Origin of the sequence: Enterobacter cloacae complex sp. ECL414 (genome assembly GCF_021869685.1) — a bacterium.
Classification (GTDB): domain Bacteria; phylum Pseudomonadota; class Gammaproteobacteria; order Enterobacterales; family Enterobacteriaceae; genus Enterobacter; species Enterobacter kobei.
This window is the reverse complement of the sequence record NZ_CP091482.1, coordinates 176,067-202,534: the sequence shown is the minus strand read 5'-3', so window position 1 is coordinate 202,534 and position 26,468 is coordinate 176,067. Positions and strand designations below refer to the sequence as shown.

The window sequence follows — 26,468 nt, the reverse complement described above, 5'->3', positions numbered from 1 at the left end:
CCCATATATCTATCGACTTTCTTTCGGCTTTACCCGTTGATTTAAGCGTTTAAGCAAAATTCTGGAATTTTGGGGCGTGATAATATTAGTGCTCGATTTAAGGAGCGGAAATGAAAAAAATTATTAAGGCATCGGTATTACTTCTTTCATTAAGTACCGCCTTCACGATGAATGCCGAGCCGGTTAATACAATGGTACTGCCAGATGCAGCCCGGGATAAGCTCAAAGCCATTGGGCTTTCAATCGAGCACGTCGAACCCTCGCCAGTAAAAGATATTTTTACGGTGATTTCCAGGGAGGGGGTAAGTTACGTGAGCAAAGACGGAGATTACATTTTTACCGGAAGCTTATTCCACGTGAAAGGTAAAGATGTGGTAAACACCACTGAGCAGGCCATTTTAATGGGCGTCCGGGAATTCGCATCCAAAACAAAATCCATCGACTACAAATCACCAAACGAAAAATACCGGCTTGCTATCTTTACCGATATAACCTGTGGATACTGCCAAAAACTGCATCATGATCTGAAGTCTTATCTTGATGCCGGTATTTCGATTAAGTTTCTTGCATTCCCACGTGCAGGACTGAACTCGGTAGTAGCCGGGAACATGGCCAAAATCTGGTGTTCAGCAAAGCCAAACGAAGCTCTGGATGCAGCGATGAATCCGGTTTCAACTATCCCGGAAGGACGTCCTGATGAGGCTTGCTTAAACATTATCAAATCGCATTTCCAGGTGGCCTCAACAATCCCGCTGCAAGGTACTCCTACCATGGTGACACTAAGCGGCAAACCGCAGTTATTTACGGGGTGGCTGAGCCCGGAAAACCTGGTGACCCAAATGGGCGCTGCGCAAAAGTAACTTTTCCGACTGTAAGAGGTGTGTATGAAATCTACTTTACTGAGTACGTTAATGCTGGTTGCTGTAGGTGTACAGCCCGTTTTCGCTGCACAATGTCAGTACGGAGCCTGTGGAACGGAAAACGATCCCGGAATCGGATTTCTGATGTCATCGGTACAAATGGATAAAGGTGAACATCTAAAGGAACTCTCTGGTGTTGCGACCACAGGTGACACCATCTCTAAAAAGATGGAAAGCTACCTGGGAAATAAAAAGCTCAAGGTAAACACCGACAGTACCCGCAAGGGGCCGGGTAATACCACCATCAGGCCTACAGATGAGCTCGCCCCAACGAGGCAACTAAAAGTTATCCGGCCCGAACTGGTAAAAAATCCCGATTCGCAGCTCGTGGTAGCTTTCAATGAGCGCCTGGCCTGATTTATTGACTGAGAGCGTCCAGAAGGAAAAAAGATGTCGATACTCAGTAGCTTCGTCATCAGAGCAACGGGGATACCTGACAAAAAGTATCTCCGGGATCCCGTAATAAAACGTTGTTATAAACGTCTGAGTCGTAGGGTGCCTGCTCTAATGACGGGGTGGCTTCTGTGCATTCTGGGTTCAGGGTATGTCAGTATGGCACTGGAACAGCCTGATAGCACTGTATTACTCAGTCTGCTGCTGTTGTATGTTATGTCAGGCATTTTACTGATGCAGTTCCAGTATATGTATTCAGAGCGAAGCATAGGCTACAAGTTCTACCTGGAAGTGCTTATGAATGCAGCTGCCAGTACTCAACATAAAGAACAGTTACAGTATCTGTTCATTAATAAGCCCAATTCCATCACGATGGGCGATCTTTACCGACTTTATGATTTTAATGGGGGAGGGCGATAGCCACGTTAATGTGCGTGTCCAAAAGTCACTTTTGAACATTCTCTTCCCGCCGTCTGCTTTCAGTTCCAGGGGATCACTGCAACATAATTTCCGGAACGCAGCGGCGCATCAAATTTATCAGTAAAGGCGTCGATCATTGCTGAATAAGCAATGCTGTCTGACGGCACAGGTGCATTGCTTTGCATACTCACTTTCAGAACCTGCTTTGCTCCTTTCGCTGACGGGTATACCTCGACATCCAGCTGTCGCATATAGTGCATCTGCGACATCGTCTCAGTGCCTATTACCCCATCGACTGGCTTGTAGTCATAGTCAGTATGCAATTCGCCATGCTTGTCAGTTCTCGTTGTCTTTTTATCTACAACGTAGCCTGTCACCCCAGTAAGAAGCTGCTCGCTATACTGCATGTTCTCCTGTGAGCTGCTGATTCGGAACCTGAGCACATAATCTGGCTGGTGAGTGGAAATAATGACTCCTTTTTTTGCTAATCCATCAGCAAAACGGCCTGAAAACATTCTGGACTGAATACTTTCGTCCGGAGGGACTATCTGAAACCTTTTATTTGTAACAGGACGAGGCATTAGATCGTACGCATCTACCTGGTTTGCGAAATGATATCCGCATCCACTCAAAAGCATTGCGGTTGTGAGTATAAAGCCCTGCCTAATCATCCTTTAATCTCCAAAAAGCATTGTTTCACGAATAATTCCGATTTACCGGGCCAGTATAATCCATCGCAGGTTAATAACTAACAGGCTGAAAAGCATAAAGGTAGCTATGTCTAAAGAATTTTATTTAAAACCGATGGCCACGATTTTAATTTCTGCGGTTATTGCTACCGCTGCCTCGGCGTTAATCACGGCAACTTATTTTAAACCGAAGGTGCTCAGTGAGGAAGAAATTGGCAAAATTGCCGCTACTTACCTGGTAAAAAATCCCCATTATTTAGTGGAAGCAGGTAAGGCGCTGGAAAATCAGAACGTGAGTGCCTCAGTGGAACGAATAATTCCATATGCGCCAGCTCTGCTGGATACCAAGGAGACGCCAAACATCGGCCCTGATGACGCCGACGTCGCGGTAATCGAGTTCTTCGACTATCAGTGTATTTACTGCATGCGGGTTACACCTGTTGTTGAATCGGTAATGAATCAGAGCAAAGATGTAAAATTCTTCTTTAAAGAATTCCCGATTTTTGCCGGTTCAAAACCTGTATCTGCCATGGGGGCCGCTACGGGTCTGCACGTCTATCAGAATTTCGGTGCTGAAGCCTATCGTAAGTACCACAACAACCTGATGGCTGTGGCTCATACCTTCATGACCTCTCAACGCAAATTCGAACTCACTGACTTTAATACTGTGGTGGAAAAGTCAGGGTTTAACAGCACGTTTTCTGACAGGGAAAAAAACCGGTATGAAAACGTGATCTCCGGCAATATGCAGCTGGGCGAAGCGCTCGGGATCACCGGCACACCCGGTTTCATCATTATGAATATGAAAAAGCCGAATGCGGCGACTACCACATTTATCCCCGGGGCTATGGACGCAGCAACTTTGCAGGGCGCAATCGAAAAAGCTCGCGGGGCCTAAAGTTACTTTCACATTTGATGAGTACGGCCATGCCGGTCATGGCCGCTACGCTTTTACAACGAGTAATTCATCCCAGCGGGTCGTATATCTCGGTGATAGCATGGCCTGCTTCATACGAAAATCCTGTTGAATGCCTTCCCCCAGTAAAAACAGAGCTCCGCGCTTTTCTTTATTGAACCGGTCCATAACTTTCATCAGTGCCTGACTGCCAGGCCTGGCCGGGCGAGTATCAAACAGGCTGAGTTGCTCTGTGCCGTCAGTCATAGCGGAGAGCATTACCCCTGCTTTCGCATACGCTATCCCGGGTCTGTAAATGCGGTTCAGGATGGTCATGGCTGCATCAACCAGATCGCGGGTGTCCTGTGTAGCGGTAAGCGGCTCGATACCACAATTGCTGTAGCGGTTTTCACCTTGCGCATAATTGCTACTCTGAATGAAGACTGTGATTTGACGGGTCCACGAGCCATCCTTGCGCAGCTGCTCTGCCGCCCGGGCGGTAAAAAATGAAACTGCCTCATGTAGCTTGCCTATCTCATTAAGGCGCTGACCAAAACTTCTGGAAACGATAATCTGTTGCCTGACAGGAGGAGACTCGTGCAGCCGGAAACATGGTTCGCCATGCAGTTCCCGCCAGGTACGCTCGATTTCAACGCCAAAGCTTTTACGTAAAAAGCGAACGTCGCTATTATAAAAATCACCGGCAGTGATGATCCCGAAAGCCGACAGGCGTTCACTAATCTTTCGACCAATACCCCATATTTCTCTGGTACTGATCAGGCTCAGGAGCTTCCTGATCCTGGCCTGATCAGTCAAAACTACAACCCCGCCTGTAGCTGCCCATCGTTTGCTCGCATAGGTGCATAATTTAGCGAGGGTTTTGGTGCTTGAACAACCCACACCACAGGTAAGGGACAGATTATGAAGAAGTGTACTTCTGATCAACCGGCCGTAATCTTCATAATCTATTATCTTGTTCATGTTTTTCAATAACATGAAATTTTCATCTATGCTATATCGACTCGATTGAGGCGCGAAGCTTTCCAGCGTTTCATGGAAGCGATTTGAGTAGTCTTCATACAAAGTAAAGTTAGAGCTCCGGACTTCGATCCGGTGTTGCTGAATCAAATCCCTGCACTTAAAAATTGGGGTCCCACGCTTAATACCAACGCTTTTAGCCAGTTTATTCATTGCAATGACGGACGAATCGTTATTGCTGGCTATGATGAGCGGCTTTTTTGACAGCTTGGGATCCATCGCACACTCAAATGCCGCATAGGCTCCGTTAATATCAACGTGCATGTACATGGCTGAACTGATTCAGTGCAAAGGTGACGACGCCCCATATCTCAAGGGATTCAGGATTTACACGTATCGGCTTATAGGCTGGATTAGAAGGCATCAAAAGCAGCTCAGGATACGTGTGTAAGATCTTTACCGTAAACTCTCCATCCACCAGCGCAACGACGATAGAGCCGTGTCGTGCTGTTAAAGACCGATCCACAACCAGTATTGCTCCATCATTGATACCGGCATTGATCATACTGAGGCCCGCCGCCCTGACAAAGAAGGTTGAGGGGCGGTTGCGGACTACATATTCATGCAAATTTAATTCATTATCTTCATGCCCGGCGCACGGACTCATCACTCCACAGCTTAGTAAATCACTGAAAAAAGGTGCCATTTCGTAAGGCTTGTTGCTAATGTGCTCAAGGATAACAGACATAGCTACACTCGAATTCTTGTACTGTATGTATAAACAGTATTGCGAGTTGAAGAGAAAAGATCAAATCTCTCCGGTAACGCTATCAAGCCTGACGAAAAATTAAGCTTTATCATAAACATCAAAAACCATCTTTTACCGATAATGGCGAGCTGGCCTACGAAGAAGGTATACAAGCTAGGATGAAAGGATTCTGATGCTCCTCCCACCAAATTTTTTATCTCCTGAAGACCAGGCTGAGTACGATGCTTATATGGCAAGGTTCAGCGAGGTAAATCACTATTATGAGCATTGCACTGTCCCCGTGATTGACTGGTTTTTTAAACAAGCAACCGAGGCGCTGCATCATGGTCTATGGTTACCGGCCTGTACGAGCTTTCTGAATGGGATCGAAACATCACTCAGGGTTACGCTGAAGTTGAAATCAACTGTTAACGTTCAGCAGTCAGTTCCTGTACTGGTGGACTTAGATGGTACGTCAGTAATGAGTAACGCTTTAATGCGAAAGGCTAAGCAGGAAGGGATGCCGATAGAATTACTGTCATTTCCAGCCGAGAAGAATATGTTGGCAAAGATAGACGCTGGTAAAAAACCTGAAGCAGATATCGTCAGGCTTAGAAATAGTCTATGCCATGGCAACATTCTGGAGTTCATTATGAGTGTTAAAGTCGGTTCTCCAGATCCCATACGAATTTTTACTCCTGGTAACTGCTGTGGTTTAGCGCTTTTACTTTCGGCCTTATCGAAGAAATGGACGGTAGGCTTGCATCAATACTGGATCGACAACAATCTGACGTCCTGCTGAAACCTCATAAATCATGCCTACTAAAGTCACGTGCAAAAAAACGTTGTAGCATGATATGTTTAAAGTCAAAACAGTGGGTTCTATGTTTTGACGGCAAACATGATATAACTAATACTTCATAAGTAGATATCAATAGTCATAATGGAGTGAACTATGAAATTAAAAAATATTCTGCTGTGTGCGATGATGTCAGTCGCTTTTGGCTCCTCTGCTAATACTACACATAAAGTTGAAAACGAACCTATCCCAAACATTATTCTTGATGGTAAGGTTGATGATATTTGTAAAGATGCAAGCATCCGAACTGAACTTAATCATGATAAAGCAAAGGAACTGGTAACCACCAACCTGAAGCAGGCATTACCATTAAATACGGTACCGGATAAGTTGGATGAAGTTGCAGAAGCCTTTGTAAACCGCGACAAAGGCGCTTCAGAAACAGCAGACCATTGCCTTGTTAATGTACGTAATAAATACTGGGAAATGTATCCCTCTGAAGATAAGTAGCATTTATTATTAAAGGCTTCACTTAAGAAGCCTTTTTTAACCCTTTGCGAAACCTGCTTTAAAAGCAATGCGCTATTCATATCTAAGAATCTATTTAATTAATGAATAATAGTGGACGGATTCATTTCTAGTGAATGCCGAAGTTGGTGTTTTTTGAGTTATTAGACGGTAAGTGCAATCTGGTATGATTCACCTAACATACGAATCTGGAAGGAAAGGTATATGGGTGACCTGGTCAGCAAAAATAACATTGACCGTTTAGAGCGATTTCATTCTTTGCTGGCGGGTCAGTACTGGACGTCCACTGACAGCATCCCTGAAGAGGGTATTGTGGCAGGGGATACGCTGCTCATTACGTCTTTGCGTTACGTTGAAGATAAGCTGCACACAGTGATTCTACGCGCCCATCCCCGCGTTTACGGTCAGACTGTAGCTATTGTCACTGAAGACAGCAGCGGCAACCGTAGGGAACGTGGCAAAGAAATGCGAGAGCATCGCTTCCTGGTTAAGGATTTTCTGTCCAGTTTTGTATTTGAACCCGACCATAAGGTAATCCGGGATGCTGAACTCAGACAAGCTCAGGAAGAAGTGAATAGCCTACAGGCATCGCTTACAGCCCTCGTGAGCGATGCTCAGGGGCTCCGTGACCTTGCGATTGAGCAATTAGGTACAGATGACCGTGAAAACCCTGTGACGGGCCTTAGCGTTGCGTTAGTGCCCCCACAAGAGCAGCAGGCGGTAACCTCACTGGCGATTGGATCAGTTCAAAATGCTCTGTCCTCTGGTATTTCAGATACCCGCATTGAACAAATCAGAGAAGCGGCCTTAAAAGAAGGGCAGATCAGCACAGCCATCAGCAAAATCATCACACAACGAACGCAGGCAATCGCTAATGCCAGCAAAAGAATGCTGCCCTATTTCGAGGAAGTTGCAGCGGCAAGTCTGGCCACTACAGAAGAAGCCATGGAATATGTGAAGAAAATCCACGATGGCGTTGGCAGTCTGGAACTGTATACCGGCAAAGACGTTGAGGTAGTGAATATCGTGAAGGGTGAATCCGCTCCATCACACCTCCCGCTCCAGGTCGTTCAGGCAAAGCTGATGGTGGATGAAGAGCTGGCCGTATGGTGCGATCTCGATAGCTGGTTCGACTTCTCTGATATGGAAAAATTTCATGAAACTTTACGAACCAGCCCCGGGCTGGTGGAGCAGATTTTTCCGTCCGAACGTTCCATCGTATGTATGGCCACAACACGACGTTATATCGATTACCGCGATCCCTGGGAAAATCATGTCCGCAATGACAGGAACCGGGTTGTATTCCTTCTGGTCCGGGACGGTCAAAATATTCATCAGGTTTACTCTTCGGTAGAAAGCCATCTTGGGGCTTCGCAGCTATTCCCTTCCGCCAGCGAACAGGAAGCACATTTCCAGGGGATTGATGGCAGCACCATAAAGTTTGAGGACGTCAGTTATACCGACCGACTGAAGCAGCATGATCTTATGGCACTTCACTACCGTCGTTTCCTGATCCTTATCTGCGGCCTCGATCACCGGCTCAAACTATTTGGTGATTTCTATGATACCAATACCCCTTACAGTTTTCTGAGCCTTGAGTTCCAGGAACGGTACTTCCAATTTCTGCACGACAAAGACGGTTCTGGCCTTTTGGGTATGGCTGAGACACGGCCGTCTCTGCAAAGTTATCTTGAACAGGCAAACTCATGCCTTCAGTCCGGATCCCGGGTAATGTGCAACTGGGATTCGTTGATGAACCCAGTGACAGCACCAGGAGCAGTTCAGGAAGACAACAGCTACTCTGGCTATAAATGGCTTGGGAGAACCCATAAAAACTATGAGCCGGTTATTGCATTCCGTCAGGGAGACGATATCTGTGTCAACGCAACAGTAAACAGATACTCAACGGATCGAGATTTCAATTGTAAGGTGAATTTGTCTTTATTTAAGGAGTCCAGCAGGAATGATGCTGAACTGGGTTTCCTGTGCATGGATACCATTAAAGCGGAGGAGCTCGAATGGTACATTCACAGACGTAAATTCAGGTCTAATCACCTGTTTTACATTCGCTTCTTCAAGATGGCTTTAAATTATATTCGTGCCGAGCGTGAGGCAGAAGAACCTTACCGGCAGATGCTGAGCCAGGCTCTGGCCGATGGAAATATTGGCCAGCCTAATCTGAGATCAGAGTTGATAGATCGATGCATTGTAGCCTGGCGAGCTGATAACAGGGGGGCGACGCTGGAAGCTGCCATGAGTACAGAGAAGGGCTCCAAAGAGCTCCTGAACCAGCTCTATATGCTCGCTGATGTGGGGCTCAAACATCTTCCCGGGGTTCGTAATTTTATTAGCAGCAAAGGCTATGAGCTGGTCAGGTTATCGGTAAATGCTTCAGGGAAACTTGTTGCATATGCCGCACCAGCAAATTTTGAATGCGACAACCGGATGGAAGGGCATGCCTGGGTTCATCGAATGGTACTTGCTACATCCCGAAATGTCTTAAACGTCACTCATCAACGTTTTGCGAAAATGAAACACTTCTTACCAGCTGAAAACACCCTGTTCGAAGATGAACAGCTGGTGGCCACATGGTCGGGCAAAAAGACTGCTTTCAAAAGCTTCGAAGAGAAGCAGCGTTATTTTGATACATGCTCCCGTGGCGCTCAGGCTCTTAAGCAGTTTTTAAAGCTGAACGATCCGGTGATTTACACCAATCTGCTTGGCCAGTGGATTGAGGCCTATGAAAGTATCAATGAAACCAGTGAGTACGTACAGCAAGTAAGCCTAATGGCTCCTGTTGCGGTCAAGAGCGAAAAAGGTAAAGCCAGCCTCATCTATATTGGCACTAAAGACCTGGCCGACTGGTTTTATCAGAAAGCGCCGACACCCGAGTTGCAGGCGCTGTTCCTTGAGGAATACCTGTCCAAATTTGAAAATAAAGAGGTCAATAAAGAAAAGCTACTTTCACGCAGAAATACCGCTCTGTCTCTCAGTTTTTACACCATGGACAACGGGGAAGTACCAGATGAAATCCTCGTCACCAAATCAGTTGATAATGCCAGACGGTGGTATTCAGGAATGTTCACAAGCATGCCAACGATGTTAAATGACCAGTGGTCCTGCCATGTTGCGCATTTTTCCCGTAACGGAAAACTCTATTTGACGCCTGATCTGGTCACTGATGAAGGGGAACCTGGTTTTGATGAAATACTCGGGTATCCGCGCCCGGAGGGGCTGGTACCGGTAACCGTGTGTGAGTTTGAAATTGACCACTTTAACCGACGTGGCATTGATGCGAATGGTGATAAGGTGAATATTACACAGTGGGTCGATATTTATCAGGGTGAGCGTGAGGTTACGGAACTGCTGGGGCCTATTTCTGAAGAAGGGGTGAACATCAAAACCTACAGGATGGACACTCTTGAGCAGGCGATGAAAAACATCTCCCGGGGCTCGACGCGCCTCAGACCGTCAACGGAGAATAGCGAGTGGCAACAGCCAGCAGAAGGTGTGAGCCGCTATGTACTTCGGTCATGGTAAAACGCGGGGGCAGGTGCCATCAAAACATCAAACAAAAAGCCATTACAGGCTCAAAGACCCCTTATCGCTCAAATTTGAAAGAGATAAGGCTTTATGATGGCAACGAGGATTATCACCCATCTCGCCGGAGTAACTGGCATAAAAATTGTTTAATCTTTATGCCAGCGCTTCGGCATTTGCTGGCAAGGAGACAGTGTTGAAAGACCATATCGTACCCCCACGAAAAACTAGCGCGAGTTTATCTTATCAACTCAAACGTATTGGGCGCATGCTCCTTCTTTTACTGAGCTTGGCTTTTATAGTTTACGGATTCGTACTGGCTTTCCATCCGCCGCTAACAACCTGGCTACTTCAACCCGGTGGACACTTTGCCCCAGATGACCGATTCATACTGGTTAGTGTTAAGGTTCAGTTTACAACCGGAATAATGGGGCTAATTGTTTGGCGCTTATGGTAAAAGTGGCAAGCAATGATGGGAGAAGGATAACGTTGCTCAGCTCAATCCGGTTTACTGATTGCTTAAATAGAAGGCAGTCATGCCTACATCAGAAAGGAGAAGCATAGATGGTAGAAGCACGTTATCAAGGCAAGCCTGTTAGCAGTCTTCCTGAAGAAGCTTTTGCTGAAGGGTTATCGCGATCCGGTTTAAGCCCCGTTCTGCTACTGGCATCCCCGACCACAGTACCCGTTACCACGGATGAGCGCTGGTGGCTCGCAAAGGAAAACGTGTCAGGACATTACGGCAGGATTTTTTATGCTGCGGTGCGGGAGTTGGTCATAAGGTCGGATATCATCTCAGTAGTGAGAAGTATTGCAGATGAGAATTTCACGTCCGAACATATGGGGTACTTCGAGCGACTTACCTCTGATGAAAAAGAAGTCGTGTTTAGTGATTACCTGCGCACTCTCGCTGAAGGCGGTCTTACCTGCACTGAGAAGAATCTCGTCAAACTGACGCAAGATTTATACCCGATTGATGCAACTCCTGACAACATTAGAAAGCTATCCACGGACAGGGATGCACTGAACGAACTACACATCGATGGTATGGTACTTTTTATTACCGGCCCTGCGCTTTGATTATGGAGATAATACATGCGGTGTTATCCCTGTTAAGGGTTAAGGTAACATTCTTCTAGAATTACAGAAAAATAGAGGTCTAACATGATAGTAAATAAAAACAGGTTTATGCATAAAAACGGGAAAAGGTTTAAGTCCATCGGAAGGTATTTAAGATTTTGGCAAGCAGTAGCGTCCTCTGGTTTACCCATGGACATGGTAATACGGGAAAAACCATATCAACTTATGGTCGCTTTGATTGCTTTATATACGGCCATCCCTGTTGTTACAATAGTAATTTTATCTGGTCAGCAATCGCATAAGTTGGAACTAATTGCTGTGCATTTCAGTACAATTATCACGATGGTGTTTGTTTTGCGTCGAAAGATGGGGAAACGTTGGCTGGATTTATTTGAAGAAAAATTAGCCATTTATAAACCTAATGATAAACTCGCGCTTAGCGAATTACACGAAAGCATACGTGAGAAAAATGGGCTAGACTTGCAGGATTTACAAGATTGGTACTGGAAAGAGAAGATGACATATGAGTATCACAAAGAACGTAAAACAACTATAAGCTATCAAAAATTCAAGTAGCGTTTTAAAATGACAGGGGAGGGCTATTGTGATTTATTAAGTCGGCAAGGTTATTAGGTAGGGGTGTTCAATATGATAAATTCTTCGAGTGAGGTTATTTCAAGAGTTGTTCTGGGCCTTTGAGATAGCTAATTATCATTACAGACTTTATCGAAAGGTATGAATTATGAACATTACCGACAAAGAACTTAGCTCAAATACAGTGAGACAGTATGGATGGAACTTAGGAGAGTTCAATCACTCAACGCCTTTTACATCTCATTTTATTTATATCACCGACTATCATAAAGATAATACATGGATGATTTCACTTTCGCAGGAGGATTTTAATACAACCAAAATTTTAACATCGTTAAGTCTAGGGAAGGTGCGAACAAGTTCCTGATATGAGATCATCATATTCATCCGGAGCGCATCCCAGAGGGACATCATGAGCCATTAACTCACCTTCGCCGATAGTGAATTCAGCACTAAGCGCCGTCAGACCCGAAAAGAGATTTTCCTCTCCCGCATGGAGCAGATTCTGCCATGGCAGAATATGACCGCTGTCATCGAGCCGTTTTATCCCAAGGCGGGCAATGGCCGACGGCCCTATCCGCTGGAGACCATGCTGCGTATTCACTGCATGCAGCATTGGTACAACCTGAGCGACGGTGCCATGGAAGATGCCCTGTACGAAATCGCCTCCATGCGCCTGTTTGCCCGATTATCCCTGGATAGCGCCCTGCCGGATCGCACCACCATCATGAATTTCCGCCACCTGCTCGAGCAGCATCAACTGGCCCGTCAATTGTTCAAGACCATCAATCGCTGGCTGGCCGAAGCAGGCGTCATGATGACCCAAGGCACTTTGGTGGATGCCACCATCATTGAGGCACCCAGCTCTACCAAGAACAAAGAGCAGCAACGCGATCCGGAGATGCATCAGACCAAGAAAGGCAATCAGTGGCACTTTGGCATGAAGGCCCACATTGGTGTCGATGCCAAGAGTGGCCTGACCCACAGCCTAGTCACCACCGCGGCCAACGAGCATGACCTCAATCAGCTGGGTAATCTGCTTCATGGAGAGGAGCAATTTGTCTCAGCCGATGCCGGCTACCAAGGAGCGCCACAGCGCGAGGAGCTGGCCGAGGTGGATGTGGACTGGCTGATCGCCGAGCGTCCCGGCAAGGTAAAAACCTTGAAGCAGCATCCGCGCAAGAACAAAACGGCCATCAACATCGAATACATGAAAGCCAGCATCCGTGCCAAGGTGGAGCACCCGTTTCGCATCATCAAGCGGCAGTTCGGCTTCGTGAAAGCCAGATACAAGGGGCTGCTGAAAAACGATAACCAACTGGCGATGTTATTCACCCTGGCCAACCTGTTTCGGGTGGACCAAATGATACGTCAGTGGGAGAGATCTCAGTAAAAACCGGAAATAACGCCAGAAATGGTGGAAAAAATAGCCTAAATAGGCTGATTCGATGTGTTTGCGGGAAAAAAATCGGCCCAGATCCGCGAAATTTTAATCAGCGAGTCAGCTTGGGAAGAAATGACCTGCTTATTCGCACCTTCCCTAGATGCCTGTGTATCCATGCTCGGAAAGATACTAAAAAAAATGTCTAACAAAAACGGTATCTCACAAACGGAAGAATCTGAATTCGCATTTCTTTTAACAAACTATATTAAACAGACTTTGACTTTTAGAGAATGGCAACGCAATGCTGACGGAAATCAACGACTGCACTTTCTTATTAATATCTACGGTGCAAAAGAAGACGGTGGCGAAGTGGTTTTAAGACCATTTATTGTAAATCCTGATGAATTAATGCTTACTCCAGCGGATGTCGTTGAATTTAATTCGCAGGTTATCAACGTTGATCGGCAGCGTCATCCTGAGTGGTTCCGTTAACTGGTCACAAGGGTTAAGAGCCTGAAAGGCTGCGATAGTGTATACGCAGCCTATTCTGTATAGCCGTCGCGTAATAATTGTTCTAAATGACTATCGACCGTTTCCTGATCACCAGGAATATATCGTGGCCATCCTGTTATATCGTTGACGCGTTTCACTATGTATGGATGAAACCCAAACTGCTCGGAAGTGATGTCAATATAATATTGCACTTCTTCGAAGTTCAATTCACACCAATAATGGCCAAAGCCACCACTCTCTGTAAATATACCGCCATCATCTGCACCGTTACCCCCACGAACAACAGCATCTAGACCTTTAGTTTTTGCTAAATAACATACAAGATAGCTTGCAAAAAGGCATGTGCCTTTCGTCTTCTTTGTGCCGCACTCCGTCAAAACTGAAAGTAGCTTTTCATGCGCCACTCGTGCAATGCCTGATACCAATTCCGGGGACATGTCTGCTCCAATGAAATTATTAGATCGACTTAAACAGGTAATATGTAATTAGGCATTACGATAAGTCGTGCCCTATTGGTTGGTACATCGTAAGAAAAGTAACTTTTCTAATCCCAGCCTGCACTCCGGGAATGCTTCTAACCTGAATAAATCACGGGGGCAGTGCTGGATACTTGTCAACTGTATTTGGATTCACAGGCTAACTATTTTTATACAGTTTAAGTGAATAAAACTTACTTAAAGCAGCGAACCACGCCGAAAGTGTAATGAGGAATACCGCCAATTCATCAGAACCATTTTTGATAGCACTGAGTAGAGCGATTAGTCCAAGGAACACCGAAAGAAAGACTAGTATTGCGGGTAAAAGTTTATACATGATAGACGTTCCTTTTAAAGGTTCAGATAGGTAGACCAACGCAGATAACGTCGGAATTGCCTGTTGTAAGATTACGCTCATTTAATTATTTTTATAACCTATGAATCCGCGTATAATTTCATTTGTAGTAATCTTCGTAATATATATCTGATAGACATTGATCTTTTTAATGTCTTGTTGACTCACAACACCATATAAGCAACTCTTAGATTGGTTTAACACAGCGCTTCCACTAACTCCATTTTGATAAAAAGCAGTCAAACCATCAGAACCAACTATTCCTTTATAATAGTAGGTTGAGTCGGGGGAAGCATACGTATTTGAAAGCGTATTATACATTCCCGATAGAACCCAAACAGACTCACCTGGAGCTAGAACATTATCACATACTGGAAGCTTCCAATTAGGTGGGGCTTTGACAATAGTATTTTTTTCTACTTTTAAAAGAGCGAGGTCCCGGTTCTTAGGATCATCAATATTGATAACTGTTGCTGGTTGGCTCCCATTCCTTGTTATTATACTTAGACTATAATCCTTGCTTGCATCAAGCCATAAATGTGAAGCTGTAAGAATATGTTGTTCATCGATCCAAGTACCTGAGCCGGAGATTGTCTTATTTCCAGACTTGATTTGAATTTTTACAGCTGAGTCCGAAAGCTCAAAATCATTGTGGTGCATACTTTGTTTATGAGGATTATCGGTGGAACAAGCAGAAATCAGTAAGGCTGAAAGAGCTAAAACCTTTCTATACATAGTCAGTTTCCTTCGAATAAGGCGAGTTTGGTTTCTAGAATATTTTATCCAGCGAGGAATTCTTCTAACGTGCTATCTTGGTACTGGGGATATATCTGCTTCATCATGCCAAAAGCAGCAACCGCTACGCTTTCTAAGTCGGAATAGAATTTAGGCTCCGTATTAAGATCATCACCATTCTTCAGAACGCCCTCGAAGCAGCTATAATCATTTCCGAACTCTTGAACAATAATCCAGCGCCCATCACGGAAACCTACGAGCATAACCGCTGAATTAGGATAGTCGCCAGCAGGCGTTAGCCAATCAAAGTGATAGTGCTTTATCGTATCATATTTCAGATGTACATTCATTATTCCTCCGTTGGCGATTACATTATTTGAGTTTTTTCATGGACTCTAAAGAAGCGAGGTAGGAATTATAGCGATCACCAAATTTTTCTTTCGCACGCTTAACGCGCATTTTCTCCGCGAGCTCAGTCTTGTTTTCTGCCTGGTAGGTCCTATTATTTTGCGTCTTTACTTCGGCCCCTGGGCCTGCTGCGTACGTTTTGTTTTTCTCGCTAATACACGCTCGGCATTTACTCTTGAGGCCAAACTTGCCCTTGAGCTCTTTTCCAAACTGTTCAAAGGGTTTAACTTGCTGACATGATTTGCATTTTTTAAAGCCCGGGGGGAGGTAGGTGTCAGCCATGAGCTGCTCCAGTAGGTATTGATTATAGGTGATTTTAACTTAAAGACGACGTCACTTTCAAATAAATCGACTACTTAACGCTGATCTTACATAATCCTGATTATGCGCACTTAAGTTGTTAGAACCATTTAGTAATGTCACTTTTTATCCAGATAGAAACGTCACCTTAGAGTAAGCTAAACTGAATGCAATTCTAAGGGGCTCAACGCATGTTGGTGACCATGTCAGATAAAGAGATCCACCGCCTACCGGTGATACAGGCAGTTTGTGAAAAGCGTCTACGCCGTCGTGATGCAGCATCACAGCTTGGCATTTCAGAACGTCAGGCGCAACGACTTATCAATCGTTACCGAGTTTCTGGTGCTGAAGGACTTGTCAGCCGCAAACGCGGCCAGCCCAGCAACCGCCGGTTGACCGAATCTCTCAAACTACGAGTACTCACGCTGATACGTGAAAACTACAGTGACTTTGGGCCCACACTGGCCGCAGAAAAACTCAGAGAGCGCCATAATATCCGGCTTTCAATCGAGACCGTCCGCAACTGGATGACGTCTGACGGACTCTGGGTCCCGCATGCTCGCCGTAAGTCACGGGTTTATCAACCCCGACATCGGCGTGATTGTCTGGGTGAACTTATCCAGATCGACGGCTCCCACCATGACTGGTTTGAAGGCCGTGCGCCAAAATGCTGCCTGCTGGTCTTTATCGATGATGCCACCGGGCGTCTGATGCATTTGCGGTTCAGCGAGTCAGAAACAGCCTTTGACTACATGCTGGCAACCCGGGAATACATCGAGCAGCATGGGAAGCCGGTATCGCTGTACAGTGACAAACACGCAATATTTCGCGTCAGTGGTCCGGAGAAACGCAATACCACCGTTACCCAGTTCGGACGTGTGCTTTATGACCTGGCAATCGAGCTTATTTGTGCCAACAGCTCTGAAGCTAAAGGCCGCGTGGAACGTGCGAATCAGACACTTCAGGATCGGCTGATCAAAGAAATGCGTCTGGAAGGTATAACCGGCATTGAGGCCGCAAATGCCTGGCTTGCCACTTTCATCGCTGACTTTAACAGCCGGTTTTCACGACCGGCTAAGTTCCCCAAAGATTTGCATCGTCCGGTGCAGGAAAGCCCCGATGAATTAAGAGACATCTTTGCCTGGCATGATGTTCGTACCGTGTCGAAATCACTGACCTTCCAGTACGATAAGATCCTTTATCTCATGGACACCACAGAAGAAAATAGCCGTCTTGCCGGTGAAAAAATTAAAGTACTGGATTATCCCGATGGCACCCTCGCCTTCCTCTATGGGCACCGGAGCCTTAAGTGCCAGGCATTTGATAAGCTGGCCTGTGTCGACCAGGGGCAGATTGTTGATAACAAACGTCTCGGGACTGTACTCCGACTGGCTCAGGTAAAACAGGATGAGCGGGAAAGCGAAGGCAAACGGGAACGAAGCAAAAAATCGCCCAGCCGTAAGGCTCAGGTGCGCATCCAGGAACAGCTCCGGGCTATCAATCCCGTTCTGGCAGACCCGAGCTTGTTTGTGGCAAGTTCAAAGCGATAGAATCGACCATCAGTGCTGCAAAGTACCGGAACAGTGAGTCCCCAAAAGGATACTTGAGATGATTAAATTCCCGACTACAAAGCGCGTTGATTTGTATAAAACTGCTGTCAGCTCTGAGCAATTACATCTAGATCTGGTTGCGGCTCAGGAGTTCATGTTCGATGCCTGGGAAAATGATGACCTGGAAGTTGTGCTGAAACTCATCAGAAAAGCTATCAAGAAATCCCCGCTCTGTGCTGACGCATACTCATTCTACTGCGAGATATCTCAAGAACCTCCTGAGTCAAAAATCGGGAAGCTGGAGACTGCTTTGTACGCAGCCAGCATTGCACTTGGCGAGGATTTTCAGGAGTTCGCAGGACGTTTCTGGGGATTTGTCGAAACACGTCCATATATGAGAGCAAAAGCAGCTTTGGCTGAGGCCTTATGGGAGTCTGGTAATTTTTATCCGGCTATGGCTCATAGCCGCGAAATGCTGAAGCTCAACCCGAACGATAACCAGGGGATTCGTCATTTATTAGCGAACTATTACCTTGAGCTTGAAATGGTGGATGATCTGGCCTTGCTACTGGACGATTATCCTGGGGATATGCGTTCGTTTTTTCAGTATACACGCGCCCTACTCGCCTACCGACAGTCATCCCCGGATGCCGATGATATCGCTAAAGCTGCGATTGATTCTAATAGACACATCCCCGGCTTGTTATCGAAGTGCAGATTACAGATCAAGTCTAACAGTGGATATATCACGTTAGGTGGAATGGATGAAGCCATTTATTATGTGAATCATAATATAAAGCCTTGGATTCGCACCTCTGGCGCAATTGATTGGATTGTAAATAATTCATTAAGTAAAATATAAGGATTTAGTTTTAATGTTTAATCTAATTATGGGCGGAGAACCTGACTATTTTGAACATTGGCCCATGTATGAACGGGTTAGTGGGAGTTGTGATTTTCCTATATCACGTATGTTAGAAGGCACCTCTGATGACATCCGGTTGAAGTTAACGCCTTTGAATGATAAAGCATTATCTTATATTGAGAAATTACCTACGCTTTTTATGTCAGAACTTTATTCCCGAGACAATGTTGAATACATTACTTTGCGACTTGGTGTAATTTCAAATCTACGAACAGTTAACAAAAATGTTGAGTTTGATTTCAGAATCACTCACTCACAAGATGATGTCGTAGTGATAAACAAAGAGTTATATCAAACAGCTTTAGAATTAGGTGCATATGGGCTGAAACGGACTCACTGGGGAATAAAAGCACGTGATTTAAATCAAACATTAGCACTTCTAAATATAACGACAAGAAGTACACCACTTCCTCCTACTGAAGCACTTCCTGATGAAGTTGATAACTACCCAATAATAGATAATGTTCAAAGTTTCATGGCGCGTGTTTTAGAACAAGATCATGAAGAAGATGCAGAAATATTTTATCGTGGACATTCTGATGTATCTTACGAGTTGGCTCCATCAGTTTTCAGGAAAAACAAAAAAGGTAACTTCAAGCATTTGCACAGTGAATCAAATTTAGTCCGTGAAGCCCTAACAGCAAGGCCAACTGAGTTTGTTGATGATAAAACAATGCTAGACAAGTTAGTAAGGATGCAACACTACGGACTACCAACTCGTTTGTTGGATATAACATCAAATCCACTAATCGCTCTGTATTTCGCTTGTTGCGACATTAGTAATAATGAAAATACAAATGAGGTTGATGGACATGTTATTATTTTCAAAACAAAAAGGGATCGTATAAAATTCTTTGACTCTGATACAGTAAGTTGCATATCAAATATATCAATGCTAAGTCAAACACTGAAAGATCAGCTGGATTGTAAAATGGACAAGGAGGCTTTCAATAAAACTGAAGCTTGTCAAAAACTCATACATTACATTAAAGATGAAAAACCTTATTTTAAAGATGTAATTATACCATCAGATTTGGAAAGGTTAATTTTCGTTAAAGGAAGAAATAATAATGAAAGGATGTCATCACAGTCAGGTGCATTCTTATTATTTGGGAATAATGCTGTTTATCCCGATTTAGTTTCAAACCCTGATGATGCTATGCAAGAGTTTAAAGTAGAAAAAATAGTGATCAGAAACAAAGCTAGAATACTTAAGGAACTCGCAAGGTTAAACATTACAGATGCGACAGTTTATCAAGGCATGGAAAGGACAATGAAACTAATTGCGGCCAAATTTTCCGCAGGAGATTGATCTTCATGTGGTTTTTTGACACACTAGCCTGTCGCTACTGGCATTGGTCCCTTGTATGCTAAGCATATGAACTCTGGTGTGTGTTGGACAGGAGCAATTAACCAGTCGTATAGTAAAATTTGAATGTAAAAATATAAAACAAGGAGTTGAGAATGAACCCCATTACTTTGAGTGAAATGAGTGATGAAGATGAAGAGGTAAAAATCATTTCTTCATATGAACCTCAAGATGATGAGATTGCGATCGTTTTTGATAGTTCAAAAATTACTGGAGGTAATGCACTGGATTTTTTCCAGTTCACCAAGCAATCACATTCTAATGTTAAAGTGTACGGAGATTCTAATGGTGTTTCGTACCTGCAATTAAACAGTATAACGTTAGCGTTAGGCACTTTCTTTGCCACATCAGTAATGATACCTTTTTTAGTAAATCTTGTTTCAAATTATATTCAGAAAAAAATTGATAACTTTGGAACTAGAGATATAGACGTTAAAGTCTCTATAATTAAAAAAAATAAATCAGGAAAACATGTGAAATACACTGTTTCTGGAAAAGTAGACGATGTTTTAAAAGTAATTAACAAAATCAAATAAAAATCTATATAGATATTATGAATATTCACGAAAAGTTAAAGCGTTGGATGTGTATTACTCAAGAAGATAGTGCTATTCTTGATTATCTTAATGCTGAGTTAAAAAAAGCTCAATCCTTGAGCTTGAATAATGAATCAAACAGATTGTTTTTATACAAAACAATTTTACTAGCCCATTTAAAATATATTCAAGTCATTAATTTACTTACAAGAGGTGATTTTTATGAAGCATGGGTAGAACTTGAAAGGATAGAAATAGATTTAATACATATTAAAGAAAATAATGAGTTTCTGCCTGAGGTTAATTTCTATGGTGTTAACTTCTTAGCGAGAATGGTATGTAATTGGCAGGCGTTATTCCCATATAAAATCTTCGGTAGTTCTCGTGAAATAATAAAAGAAGTGAAATGTTCAGTATGTAATACAACCCGTAGTTTTATTAATGATTGTGGTCATGTTAAAAATAAACTTTATAATGGAGTTCTTTGCTTTGATGAAGTGATCGATTTTGAATTAATTACTTATGACATAGTTAGTAATCCCGTTAACAAATGTAGTGTTTTTTTCTCCAATGATGGTGATCATTATAACTATTCAACTTTAATTAGTGTTGTCAAATACATACAATCCCCACATCAAATTTTCAATATTACGACCTGGAGATTTAAGGCGAAAGAACATGATGGAGTATTATCGCCAGAAAATATTTGTCCATGTGGAGATTCTTTAAAAAAATATGCAGATTGTTGTTTGCCACGTAATGGTATTTATAAAAAACATATAGATATTTGGTTTCCCTTCCCGTTGAATGTAGAACCTATTTAGAACCAGATATTCAATAACTAAAGATCCCGTTGACACAGATATTTCCATATTAAGATGTTTTCGTTATATTTTTATTCCAGTCTTTCATATTTAACTTTTGCTTTATTAATTGGTTGAGTGGGATAACGCAGCAGTCACATTAATATGATTACATAGGCTGAAAGTGCCCTTTCTATCTTGCACAAAGAGGTGACATTTTAAACTTGCTTTGACATAAGTTGTAGTAGCAAAGTTGTAATGTCCGATAATGGCTAAGTTAAGATGTCCGGCGTGTATAATCAAGTAAGGATTACCATGACGGCTCTCGCAGCGGAGTTTTTCACATTGGATGAAGTTAACCGACTCAAAATCATTCAGGATGTCATCGACCGGCGTCTGACAACACAAATGGCAGCTCAGCGGCTTGGTATCTCCGACCGTCAGTGCCGTCGTCTGCTTGCGCGTTATCGTGAAGATGGTCCGATTGGCATGACCAGCCGCCGTCGTGGTAAATCCAGTAACAACCAGTTGCCTCAGGGACTGGCCGCATACGCGCTGAACATTATTCGCGAACGCTATAACGATTTCGGTCCGACGCTGGCCTGTGAAAAACTGTCTGAGGTGCACGGTGTTCATCTTTCCAAAGAAACCGTCCGTAAGCTGATGACTCAGGCCAGTCTGTGGGTCCCACGTAAGCAACGTGCGCCAAAAATTCAGCAACCTCGTTACCGCCGTGCCTGTGCCGGTGAACTCATACAAATCGACGGCTGCGACCACCACTGGTTTGAAAATCGGGGACCTAAGTGTACGGCACTGGTTTACGTTGATGACGCAACCAGTCGTTTAATGCAGCTTCTTTTCGTGAAATCTGAGTCTACTTTCACCTATTTTGAAGCGACCCGGGGCTATATTGAAAAACATGGCAAACCGCTTGCGCTGTACAGCGACAAAGCCAGCGTATTCAGGATCAACAATAAAAATGCAACCGGCGGCGACGGCGATACCCAGTTTGGCCGTGCGATGCATGAACTGAACATTCAGACCATTTGTGCAGAAACCAGTGCTGCCAAAGGCCGCGTTGAACGGGCGCACCTGACGCTTCAGGACCGACTGGTCAAGGAGCTCAGGCTCCAGGGCATCAGTTCCATGGAAGCTGCGAACGCATTTGCCGAAGAGTTCATGAACGATTACAACCGTCGTTTCGCAAAAGCGCCTCGCCAGGCGTTTGATGTTCATCGGGAACTGGATGTCGATGACGATCTTGATATGGTATTTAACTGGCATGAAGCTCGTAAAGTGTCGAAATCACTCACAGTGCAATACGACAAAGTCCTTTATCTGATTGAAGACAGCGAATTCAGTCGTCGGGCGATTGGTAAATACATCGATGTCTGGCATTACCCGGATGGACATAAAGAGCTCCGGCTTAATGGCGTATCACTTCCCTACTCCACCTATGACAAGCTTTCTGAAATCGATCAGGGGGCCATTGTGGATAACAAACGTCTGGGGCGGGCCCTGGAAATGGCGCAGCTGGTCCAGGCCGAGCGGGATAATAACCGGTCGCAATCCGTACCATCCGGAGACGGCCCTTCTCGCAGGCGTAAAGCTCCCACGACGAAGAAATCCCAGCGTTCCCTGGATCAGGACGATATGTTCAATGCCCTGGTGAAACTTCAGTCACGCTCTGAAGAGATATTTGGGAAGAAACCGATTTAAAGCCCGGTAATCCATCCGGGCATGCCTGGCTGTCAGATTTTGGCCTGATTGACCCGTGCCGCGAGCTCCTGATGACTCTCTTTCCTTTCGCTGTAGCGGTCGGACAGGTAGGCTGTGTGCCCTTTCAGGAGTAACGTCATTTTGAACAACTCTTCGGTAACGTCGACAATCCTGTCATACCAGGGTGAGGGTTTCATGCGCCCTTCATCATCAAATTCCTGCCATGCCTTTGGCACTGACGACTGATTGGGGATGGTGAACATCCGCATCCAGCGGCCAAGTATCCGCATCTGATTGACCGTGTTAAACGACTGTGAACCACCACAAACCTGCATGACGGCCAGCGTTTTACCCTGGGAAGGACGAACAGCACCTTCACTCAGGGGTATCCAGTCAATCTGGGCCTTCATCACCGAGCTCATGGCGCCATGTCTTTCCGGAGAACTCCAGACCATTCCGTCACACCACCTGACCAGCTCGCGGAGTTCAAGCACTTTGGGGTGACTTTCGGGCGCATCATCGGGTAACGGCAGACCGGATGGGTTAAATATTTTCACCTCAGCCCCCATCTTTGCCAGCAACCGCCCGGCCTCTTCCGCTGCAAAACGACTGTAGGACCGCTCTCGTACTGAACCGTACAGGATGAGAATTCGCGGCATGGTTTCGTTGTTGCCCGTAAGTTTGCTGGCAAGCGCATCATCAAAATAAGCCGGTTCGATTGCTGGTAAGTCGGTCATAAAAAATCTCCATTTCATAAGCTATGCTTTAAAAGTTATCACATATGAAATACCATATGTATTGTTATTTTTTTACGAGGTTAAGCATGCTACAGCCTGTTCAGCTTTTTAAACTGCTCGCCGACGAGACCCGTTCAACTATCGTGATGCTTCTCAGGGAGTCCGGTGAAATGTGCGTCTGTGACATCTGTGCGGCAACCGCAGAGTCTCAGCCAAAAATTTCTCGCCATATGGCCCTTTTACGTGAAGCCGAGCTGGTCATCGACCGTCGCGAAGGAAAATGGGTGCATTACCGACTGTCGCCACACATGCCAGCATGGGCTGCGGGTATTATTGATACAGCCTGGAACTGTGAACGAGAAAACATACGCAACAAGCTCAGTAGCGTGGCATCTGTCTCCTGCTGATGGCGATATATATATCCGAATAAACAAATGTGAATGGAGTTTCTGATGTTACTGGCTGGTGCTATCTTTTTATTCACGCTCGTCCTGGTTATCTGGCAACCCAGAGGGCTGGGGATTGGCTGGAGTGCCTCACTGGGCGCAATTCTGGCATTGCTGACTGGCGTCGTTCATCTGGGGGATATTCCGGTGGTCTGGCAGATAGTGTGGAATGCGACCGCCACCTTTATCGCCGTGATCATCATCAGTCTTCTGCTCGACGAATCCGGCTTCTTTGAATGGGCCGCGCTGCACGTTGCCCGTTGGGGGAATGGCCGGGGGCGGCTGCTCTTCACCTGGATCGTCCTGCTTGGTGCGATGGTTGCGGCACTGTTTGCCAACGACGGTGCGGCACTGATCCTGACACCTATCGTTATCGCGATGCTGCTGGCGCTGGGATTCAGCCGGGGAGCAACCTTAGCGTTTATCATGGCCGCAGGGTTTATCGCTGACACGGCAAGCCTGCCACTGATTGTCTCAAACCTGGTGAATATCGTCTCGGCGGATTTCTTTAAGCTTGGTTTCTCAGAATATGCCGCCGTGATGGTCCCGGTTAACCTGGCCGCGATTGCGGCTACGCTGGTGATGCTGCATCTGTTTTTCCGTAAGGACATTCCCGCCGTTTACGACGTTTCTCTGTTGAAAGAACCGAAAGACGCTATACGTGATGTGAATACCTTTAAAACCGGCTGGCTGGTTCTGGTGTTGCTTCTGGTGGGATTCTTCGGACTGGAGCCGCTGGGCGTACCGGTCAGTTTGGTCGCAGCCGCTGGTGCATTGCTTCTGTTTGCTGTTGCGAAAAAAGGGCATGCCATTAACACCGGTAAGGTGCTGCGTGGTGCGCCCTGGCAAATCGTTATCTTCTCGCTGGGGATGTACCTGGTGGTCTACGGCTTACGAAATGCCGGTCTGACCCACTATCTCTCTTCCTTGCTGAATCAGCTGGCAGAGCAGGGATTGTGGGCGGCAACGCTGGGTACGGGCTTCCTGACGGCCTTCCTGTCATCAGTGATGAACAATATGCCGACCGTGCTGGTCGGGGCGCTGTCGATTGATGGCAGCACAGCGACCGGTGTTATCAAAGAAGCGATGATTTACGCCAACGTCATCGGCAGCGACCTGGGGCCAAAAATTACCCCTATCGGCAGTCTGGCAACGTTACTGTGGCTGCACGTTCTGTCGCAGAAAAATATCAAAATTACCTGGGGATATTACTTCCGGGTGGGCATTGTCATGACAATCCCCGTGCTGTTTGTCACGCTTGCAGCACTGGCGCTTCGTCTGTCTTTCACTTTGTAATGAGATACTGATATGAGCAACATTACCATTTATCACAACCCGGCCTGCGGCACGTCACGCAATACCCTTGAAATGATCCGCAACAGCGGTACAGAGCCGACCGTTATTCATTATCTTGAAACCCCACCATCACGAGCTGAGCTGGTAAAACTCATTGCGGATATGGGGATCACGGTACGAGCGCTGCTGCGTAAGAATGTCGAACCTTTTGAAGCGTTAGGGCTGGCGGAAGACCGCTTTACTGACGAGCAGTTAATCGATTTTATGTTGCAGCACCCTGTTCTGATCAATCGCCCTATCGTGGTAACGCCGCTGGGTACCCGGCTATGCCGCCCTTCTGAAGTCGTGCTGGATATTCTTCCCGATGCGCAGAAAAGCGCGTTCACGAAAGAGGACGGTGAGAAGGTAGTTGATGAAAAAGGTAACCGGCTGAACTAAACGTGTTCTTGTGACGAAGGGCGAGAGAACTCGCCCTTTTTTATTTAAGATAATCAGTGCTAACGGAGGATAAGAAGCGGTTGTTGCGTCTTTTGCAGCATTTCGGAGGTATGACTACCGATAAAGAACTGCCGCAACCTGGAATGACCGTAGGCCCCCATCACTATCAGATCGACAGCATTTTCCTCGGCGTAACGAATAAGCGCGTCCCCGACTGATTGCCCGGTAAGATGTGTTGTGCTGTTTTCTATATCCGCGTCACGTAAAATTTGCTGTGCGGTCAGCAGCTCTTCCTTCTTACCGTTTACCATGACAAGGTGGCACTCCAGCCCCCTGAGTAAGGGACTCATCGTCAGACGTTCCAGGTTACTCCTGCTTTCTTCACTGCCATCATAAGCCAGCATGACTCTGGAAGGCACTGAGTAGTTCTCCGGAACAACCAGTAGGGGTTTCTTTTGCAGACGAATAACGCTTTCCAGATGAGAGCCTACCGGATGCTGGCTACCCCGACGCCCCAGCACCATGAGACGAAGGTCGCTCAGCTCTGCCAGAACTTCATCCGGTGTACCGTGTTTTTGCATCAAAAGCACATCCGGGCTTCCCTGTTTTTGAAGCAGTTCAGCACAACTTTCCAGTATTGCTTTCCCCTGGGCCATCAGCAGGCGATTACGTTGCCCTTCAATTTCTACCAGCTCATCGGTCAGCAATTGCTGACTGTCTATGCCGAGAGTGCCGGTCAGGTCTGACACTACCGGGGTGCTGTCTTTTTCGATAACGTGCAACAGTGCTAGCTGTGATTGCAAAGTGCGGGCTGCCCACGCCGCATATTCACACACTGACCGCGTTGAAAGTGAACCGTCCACACAGGCTGTAACAGTATTATTCATAGTTTTC

The 26,468-nt window shown here is 45.5% G+C and carries 28 protein-coding genes and 1 pseudogene; 20 read left to right on the top strand and 9 right to left on the bottom strand.

The window, feature by feature from the left end:
• The first annotated feature begins 110 nt into the window (after positions 1–110).
• The 3 genes from L3068_RS24340 (at position 111) to L3068_RS24330 (ending at position 1,733) form a co-directional block, all read left to right on the top strand.
• A complete protein-coding gene (locus L3068_RS24340; RefSeq protein ID WP_000720274.1) occupies positions 111–860 on the top strand; it encodes a thioredoxin fold domain-containing protein in 750 nt (249 codons plus the stop codon).
• Positions 861–884: 24 nt separating this feature from the next.
• A complete protein-coding gene (locus L3068_RS24335) occupies positions 885–1,277 on the top strand; it encodes a hypothetical protein (RefSeq protein WP_000843243.1) in 393 nt (130 codons plus the stop codon).
• Positions 1,278–1,472: 195 nt separating this feature from the next.
• Positions 1,473–1,733 (top strand): hypothetical protein, encoded by a 261-nt coding sequence (locus L3068_RS24330; RefSeq protein ID WP_001439466.1) that lies wholly within the window; start codon positions 1,473–1,475, stop codon positions 1,731–1,733.
• A 59-nt stretch (positions 1,734–1,792) separates the two neighbouring features.
• On the opposite strand, the gene L3068_RS24325 is transcribed toward L3068_RS24330, so the two are convergent.
• Positions 1,793–2,248, bottom strand: a complete 456-nt coding sequence (locus L3068_RS24325) for a hypothetical protein (RefSeq protein WP_223230168.1) — start codon at positions 2,246–2,248, stop codon at positions 1,793–1,795.
• Positions 2,249–2,510: 262 nt separating this feature from the next.
• Here L3068_RS24325 and L3068_RS24320 point away from each other — a divergent pair, with 262 nt between their 5' ends.
• Positions 2,511–3,320: a DsbA family protein gene (locus L3068_RS24320; RefSeq protein ID WP_000031378.1), complete on the top strand. Its 810-nt coding sequence runs from the start codon at positions 2,511–2,513 to the stop codon at positions 3,318–3,320.
• Between the two features lie 45 nt (positions 3,321–3,365).
• Here the strand turns inward: L3068_RS24320 and umuC are convergent, their stop codons facing one another.
• On the bottom strand, positions 3,366–4,619 hold the full coding sequence (umuC, locus tag L3068_RS24315) for a translesion error-prone DNA polymerase V subunit UmuC (protein ID WP_001371894.1): 1,254 nt from the start codon (positions 4,617–4,619) through the stop codon (positions 3,366–3,368).
• Entirely contained in the window at positions 4,609–5,043 is a 435-nt protein-coding gene (gene umuD, locus L3068_RS24310) for a translesion error-prone DNA polymerase V autoproteolytic subunit (RefSeq protein ID WP_000111290.1), read from the bottom strand. The genes umuC and umuD overlap by 11 nt, the downstream gene beginning before the upstream one ends.
• 193 nt (positions 5,044–5,236) lie before the next feature.
• Between umuD and L3068_RS24305 the strand changes: the two genes are divergently transcribed.
• The 7 genes and pseudogenes from L3068_RS24305 to L3068_RS24275 all read left to right on the top strand — a co-directional run bounded on the left by L3068_RS24305 (position 5,237) and on the right by L3068_RS24275 (position 13,460).
• On the top strand, positions 5,237–5,845 hold the full coding sequence (locus L3068_RS24305) for a hypothetical protein (protein ID WP_000926374.1): 609 nt from the start codon (positions 5,237–5,239) through the stop codon (positions 5,843–5,845).
• A gap of 153 nt (positions 5,846–5,998) precedes the next feature.
• Complete coding sequence (locus L3068_RS24300; RefSeq protein ID WP_000769182.1) at positions 5,999–6,352, top strand: hypothetical protein; 354 nt, start codon at positions 5,999–6,001, stop codon at positions 6,350–6,352.
• Positions 6,353–6,574: 222 nt separating this feature from the next.
• The gene (locus tag L3068_RS24295) at positions 6,575–9,910 is read left to right on the top strand and encodes a hypothetical protein (protein ID WP_000502666.1); all 3,336 of its coding nucleotides are present in this window, start codon (positions 6,575–6,577) and stop codon (positions 9,908–9,910) included.
• Between the two features lie 564 nt (positions 9,911–10,474).
• On the top strand, positions 10,475–10,990 hold the full coding sequence (locus tag L3068_RS24290) for a hypothetical protein (protein ID WP_000228894.1): 516 nt from the start codon (positions 10,475–10,477) through the stop codon (positions 10,988–10,990).
• An 84-nt stretch (positions 10,991–11,074) separates the two neighbouring features.
• Positions 11,075–11,566 carry a hypothetical protein gene (locus L3068_RS24285; protein ID WP_000636790.1) on the top strand — a complete coding sequence of 164 codons (492 nt, stop codon included), beginning with the start codon at positions 11,075–11,077 and terminating at the stop codon, positions 11,564–11,566.
• A gap of 442 nt (positions 11,567–12,008) precedes the next feature.
• Positions 12,009–12,977: pseudogene (locus tag L3068_RS24280) on the top strand (IS5-like element ISKpn26 family transposase); the annotation flags it as partial.
• A gap of 57 nt (positions 12,978–13,034) precedes the next feature.
• Positions 13,035–13,460 (top strand): hypothetical protein, encoded by a 426-nt coding sequence (locus tag L3068_RS24275; RefSeq protein WP_000457316.1) that lies wholly within the window; start codon positions 13,035–13,037, stop codon positions 13,458–13,460.
• Positions 13,461–13,510: 50 nt separating this feature from the next.
• Here the strand turns inward: L3068_RS24275 and L3068_RS24270 are convergent, their stop codons facing one another.
• The 4 genes from L3068_RS24270 to L3068_RS24255 form a co-directional block, all read right to left on the bottom strand.
• Positions 13,511–13,918 carry a hypothetical protein gene (locus L3068_RS24270; RefSeq protein ID WP_001371904.1) on the bottom strand — a complete coding sequence of 136 codons (408 nt, stop codon included), beginning with the start codon at positions 13,916–13,918 and terminating at the stop codon, positions 13,511–13,513.
• 457 nt (positions 13,919–14,375) lie between these two features.
• A complete protein-coding gene (locus tag L3068_RS24265; protein ID WP_000285959.1) occupies positions 14,376–15,047 on the bottom strand; it encodes a S1 family peptidase in 672 nt (223 codons plus the stop codon).
• A gap of 44 nt (positions 15,048–15,091) precedes the next feature.
• On the bottom strand, positions 15,092–15,397 hold the full coding sequence (locus L3068_RS24260; RefSeq protein WP_001100610.1) for a hypothetical protein: 306 nt from the start codon (positions 15,395–15,397) through the stop codon (positions 15,092–15,094).
• A 22-nt stretch (positions 15,398–15,419) separates the two neighbouring features.
• Positions 15,420–15,737, bottom strand: coding sequence for a hypothetical protein (locus L3068_RS24255; RefSeq protein WP_000785965.1), 318 nt, complete (start codon positions 15,735–15,737; stop codon positions 15,420–15,422).
• A gap of 221 nt (positions 15,738–15,958) precedes the next feature.
• Between L3068_RS24255 and L3068_RS24250 the strand changes: the two genes are divergently transcribed.
• The 6 genes from L3068_RS24250 (at position 15,959) to L3068_RS24225 (ending at position 22,657) form a co-directional block, all read left to right on the top strand.
• A complete protein-coding gene (locus L3068_RS24250; RefSeq protein ID WP_076611902.1) occupies positions 15,959–17,305 on the top strand; it encodes an ISNCY-like element ISLad2 family transposase in 1,347 nt (448 codons plus the stop codon).
• 58 nt (positions 17,306–17,363) lie between these two features.
• On the top strand, positions 17,364–18,167 hold the full coding sequence (locus L3068_RS24245) for a hypothetical protein (protein WP_000589340.1): 804 nt from the start codon (positions 17,364–17,366) through the stop codon (positions 18,165–18,167).
• A 13-nt stretch (positions 18,168–18,180) separates the two neighbouring features.
• Positions 18,181–19,542, top strand: a complete 1,362-nt coding sequence (locus L3068_RS24240) for an FRG domain-containing protein (protein ID WP_000482601.1) — start codon at positions 18,181–18,183, stop codon at positions 19,540–19,542.
• Positions 19,543–19,694: 152 nt separating this feature from the next.
• Positions 19,695–20,135 (top strand): hypothetical protein, encoded by a 441-nt coding sequence (locus L3068_RS24235; protein ID WP_016239970.1) that lies wholly within the window; start codon positions 19,695–19,697, stop codon positions 20,133–20,135.
• 17 nt (positions 20,136–20,152) lie between these two features.
• Positions 20,153–20,959, top strand: a complete 807-nt coding sequence (locus L3068_RS24230; RefSeq protein WP_016239971.1) for a hypothetical protein — start codon at positions 20,153–20,155, stop codon at positions 20,957–20,959.
• Between the two features lie 294 nt (positions 20,960–21,253).
• Complete coding sequence (locus L3068_RS24225) at positions 21,254–22,657, top strand: ISNCY family transposase (protein ID WP_044704760.1); 1,404 nt, start codon at positions 21,254–21,256, stop codon at positions 22,655–22,657.
• Between the two features lie 32 nt (positions 22,658–22,689).
• Here L3068_RS24225 and arsH read toward each other — a convergent pair whose 3' ends face one another.
• Positions 22,690–23,394, bottom strand: a complete 705-nt coding sequence (gene arsH, locus L3068_RS24220; RefSeq protein ID WP_000130816.1) for an arsenical resistance protein ArsH — start codon at positions 23,392–23,394, stop codon at positions 22,690–22,692.
• A gap of 86 nt (positions 23,395–23,480) precedes the next feature.
• Here arsH and L3068_RS24215 point away from each other — a divergent pair, with 86 nt between their 5' ends.
• Genes L3068_RS24215 through arsC form a run of 3 tightly spaced genes read left to right on the top strand, consistent with a single transcriptional unit; the run spans position 23,481 to position 25,574 of the window.
• A complete protein-coding gene (locus L3068_RS24215; RefSeq protein WP_000941305.1) occupies positions 23,481–23,801 on the top strand; it encodes a transcriptional regulator in 321 nt (106 codons plus the stop codon).
• Between the two features lie 45 nt (positions 23,802–23,846).
• Positions 23,847–25,136, top strand: a complete 1,290-nt coding sequence (locus tag L3068_RS24210; RefSeq protein ID WP_000922628.1) for an arsenic transporter — start codon at positions 23,847–23,849, stop codon at positions 25,134–25,136.
• 12 nt (positions 25,137–25,148) lie between these two features.
• Positions 25,149–25,574 carry a glutaredoxin-dependent arsenate reductase gene (gene arsC, locus L3068_RS24205; RefSeq protein WP_000065802.1) on the top strand — a complete coding sequence of 142 codons (426 nt, stop codon included), beginning with the start codon at positions 25,149–25,151 and terminating at the stop codon, positions 25,572–25,574.
• 59 nt (positions 25,575–25,633) lie between these two features.
• Here arsC and L3068_RS24200 read toward each other — a convergent pair whose 3' ends face one another.
• Positions 25,634–26,461 carry a universal stress protein gene (locus L3068_RS24200; protein WP_001066652.1) on the bottom strand — a complete coding sequence of 276 codons (828 nt, stop codon included), beginning with the start codon at positions 26,459–26,461 and terminating at the stop codon, positions 25,634–25,636.
• Positions 26,462–26,468 lie beyond the last annotated feature (7 nt).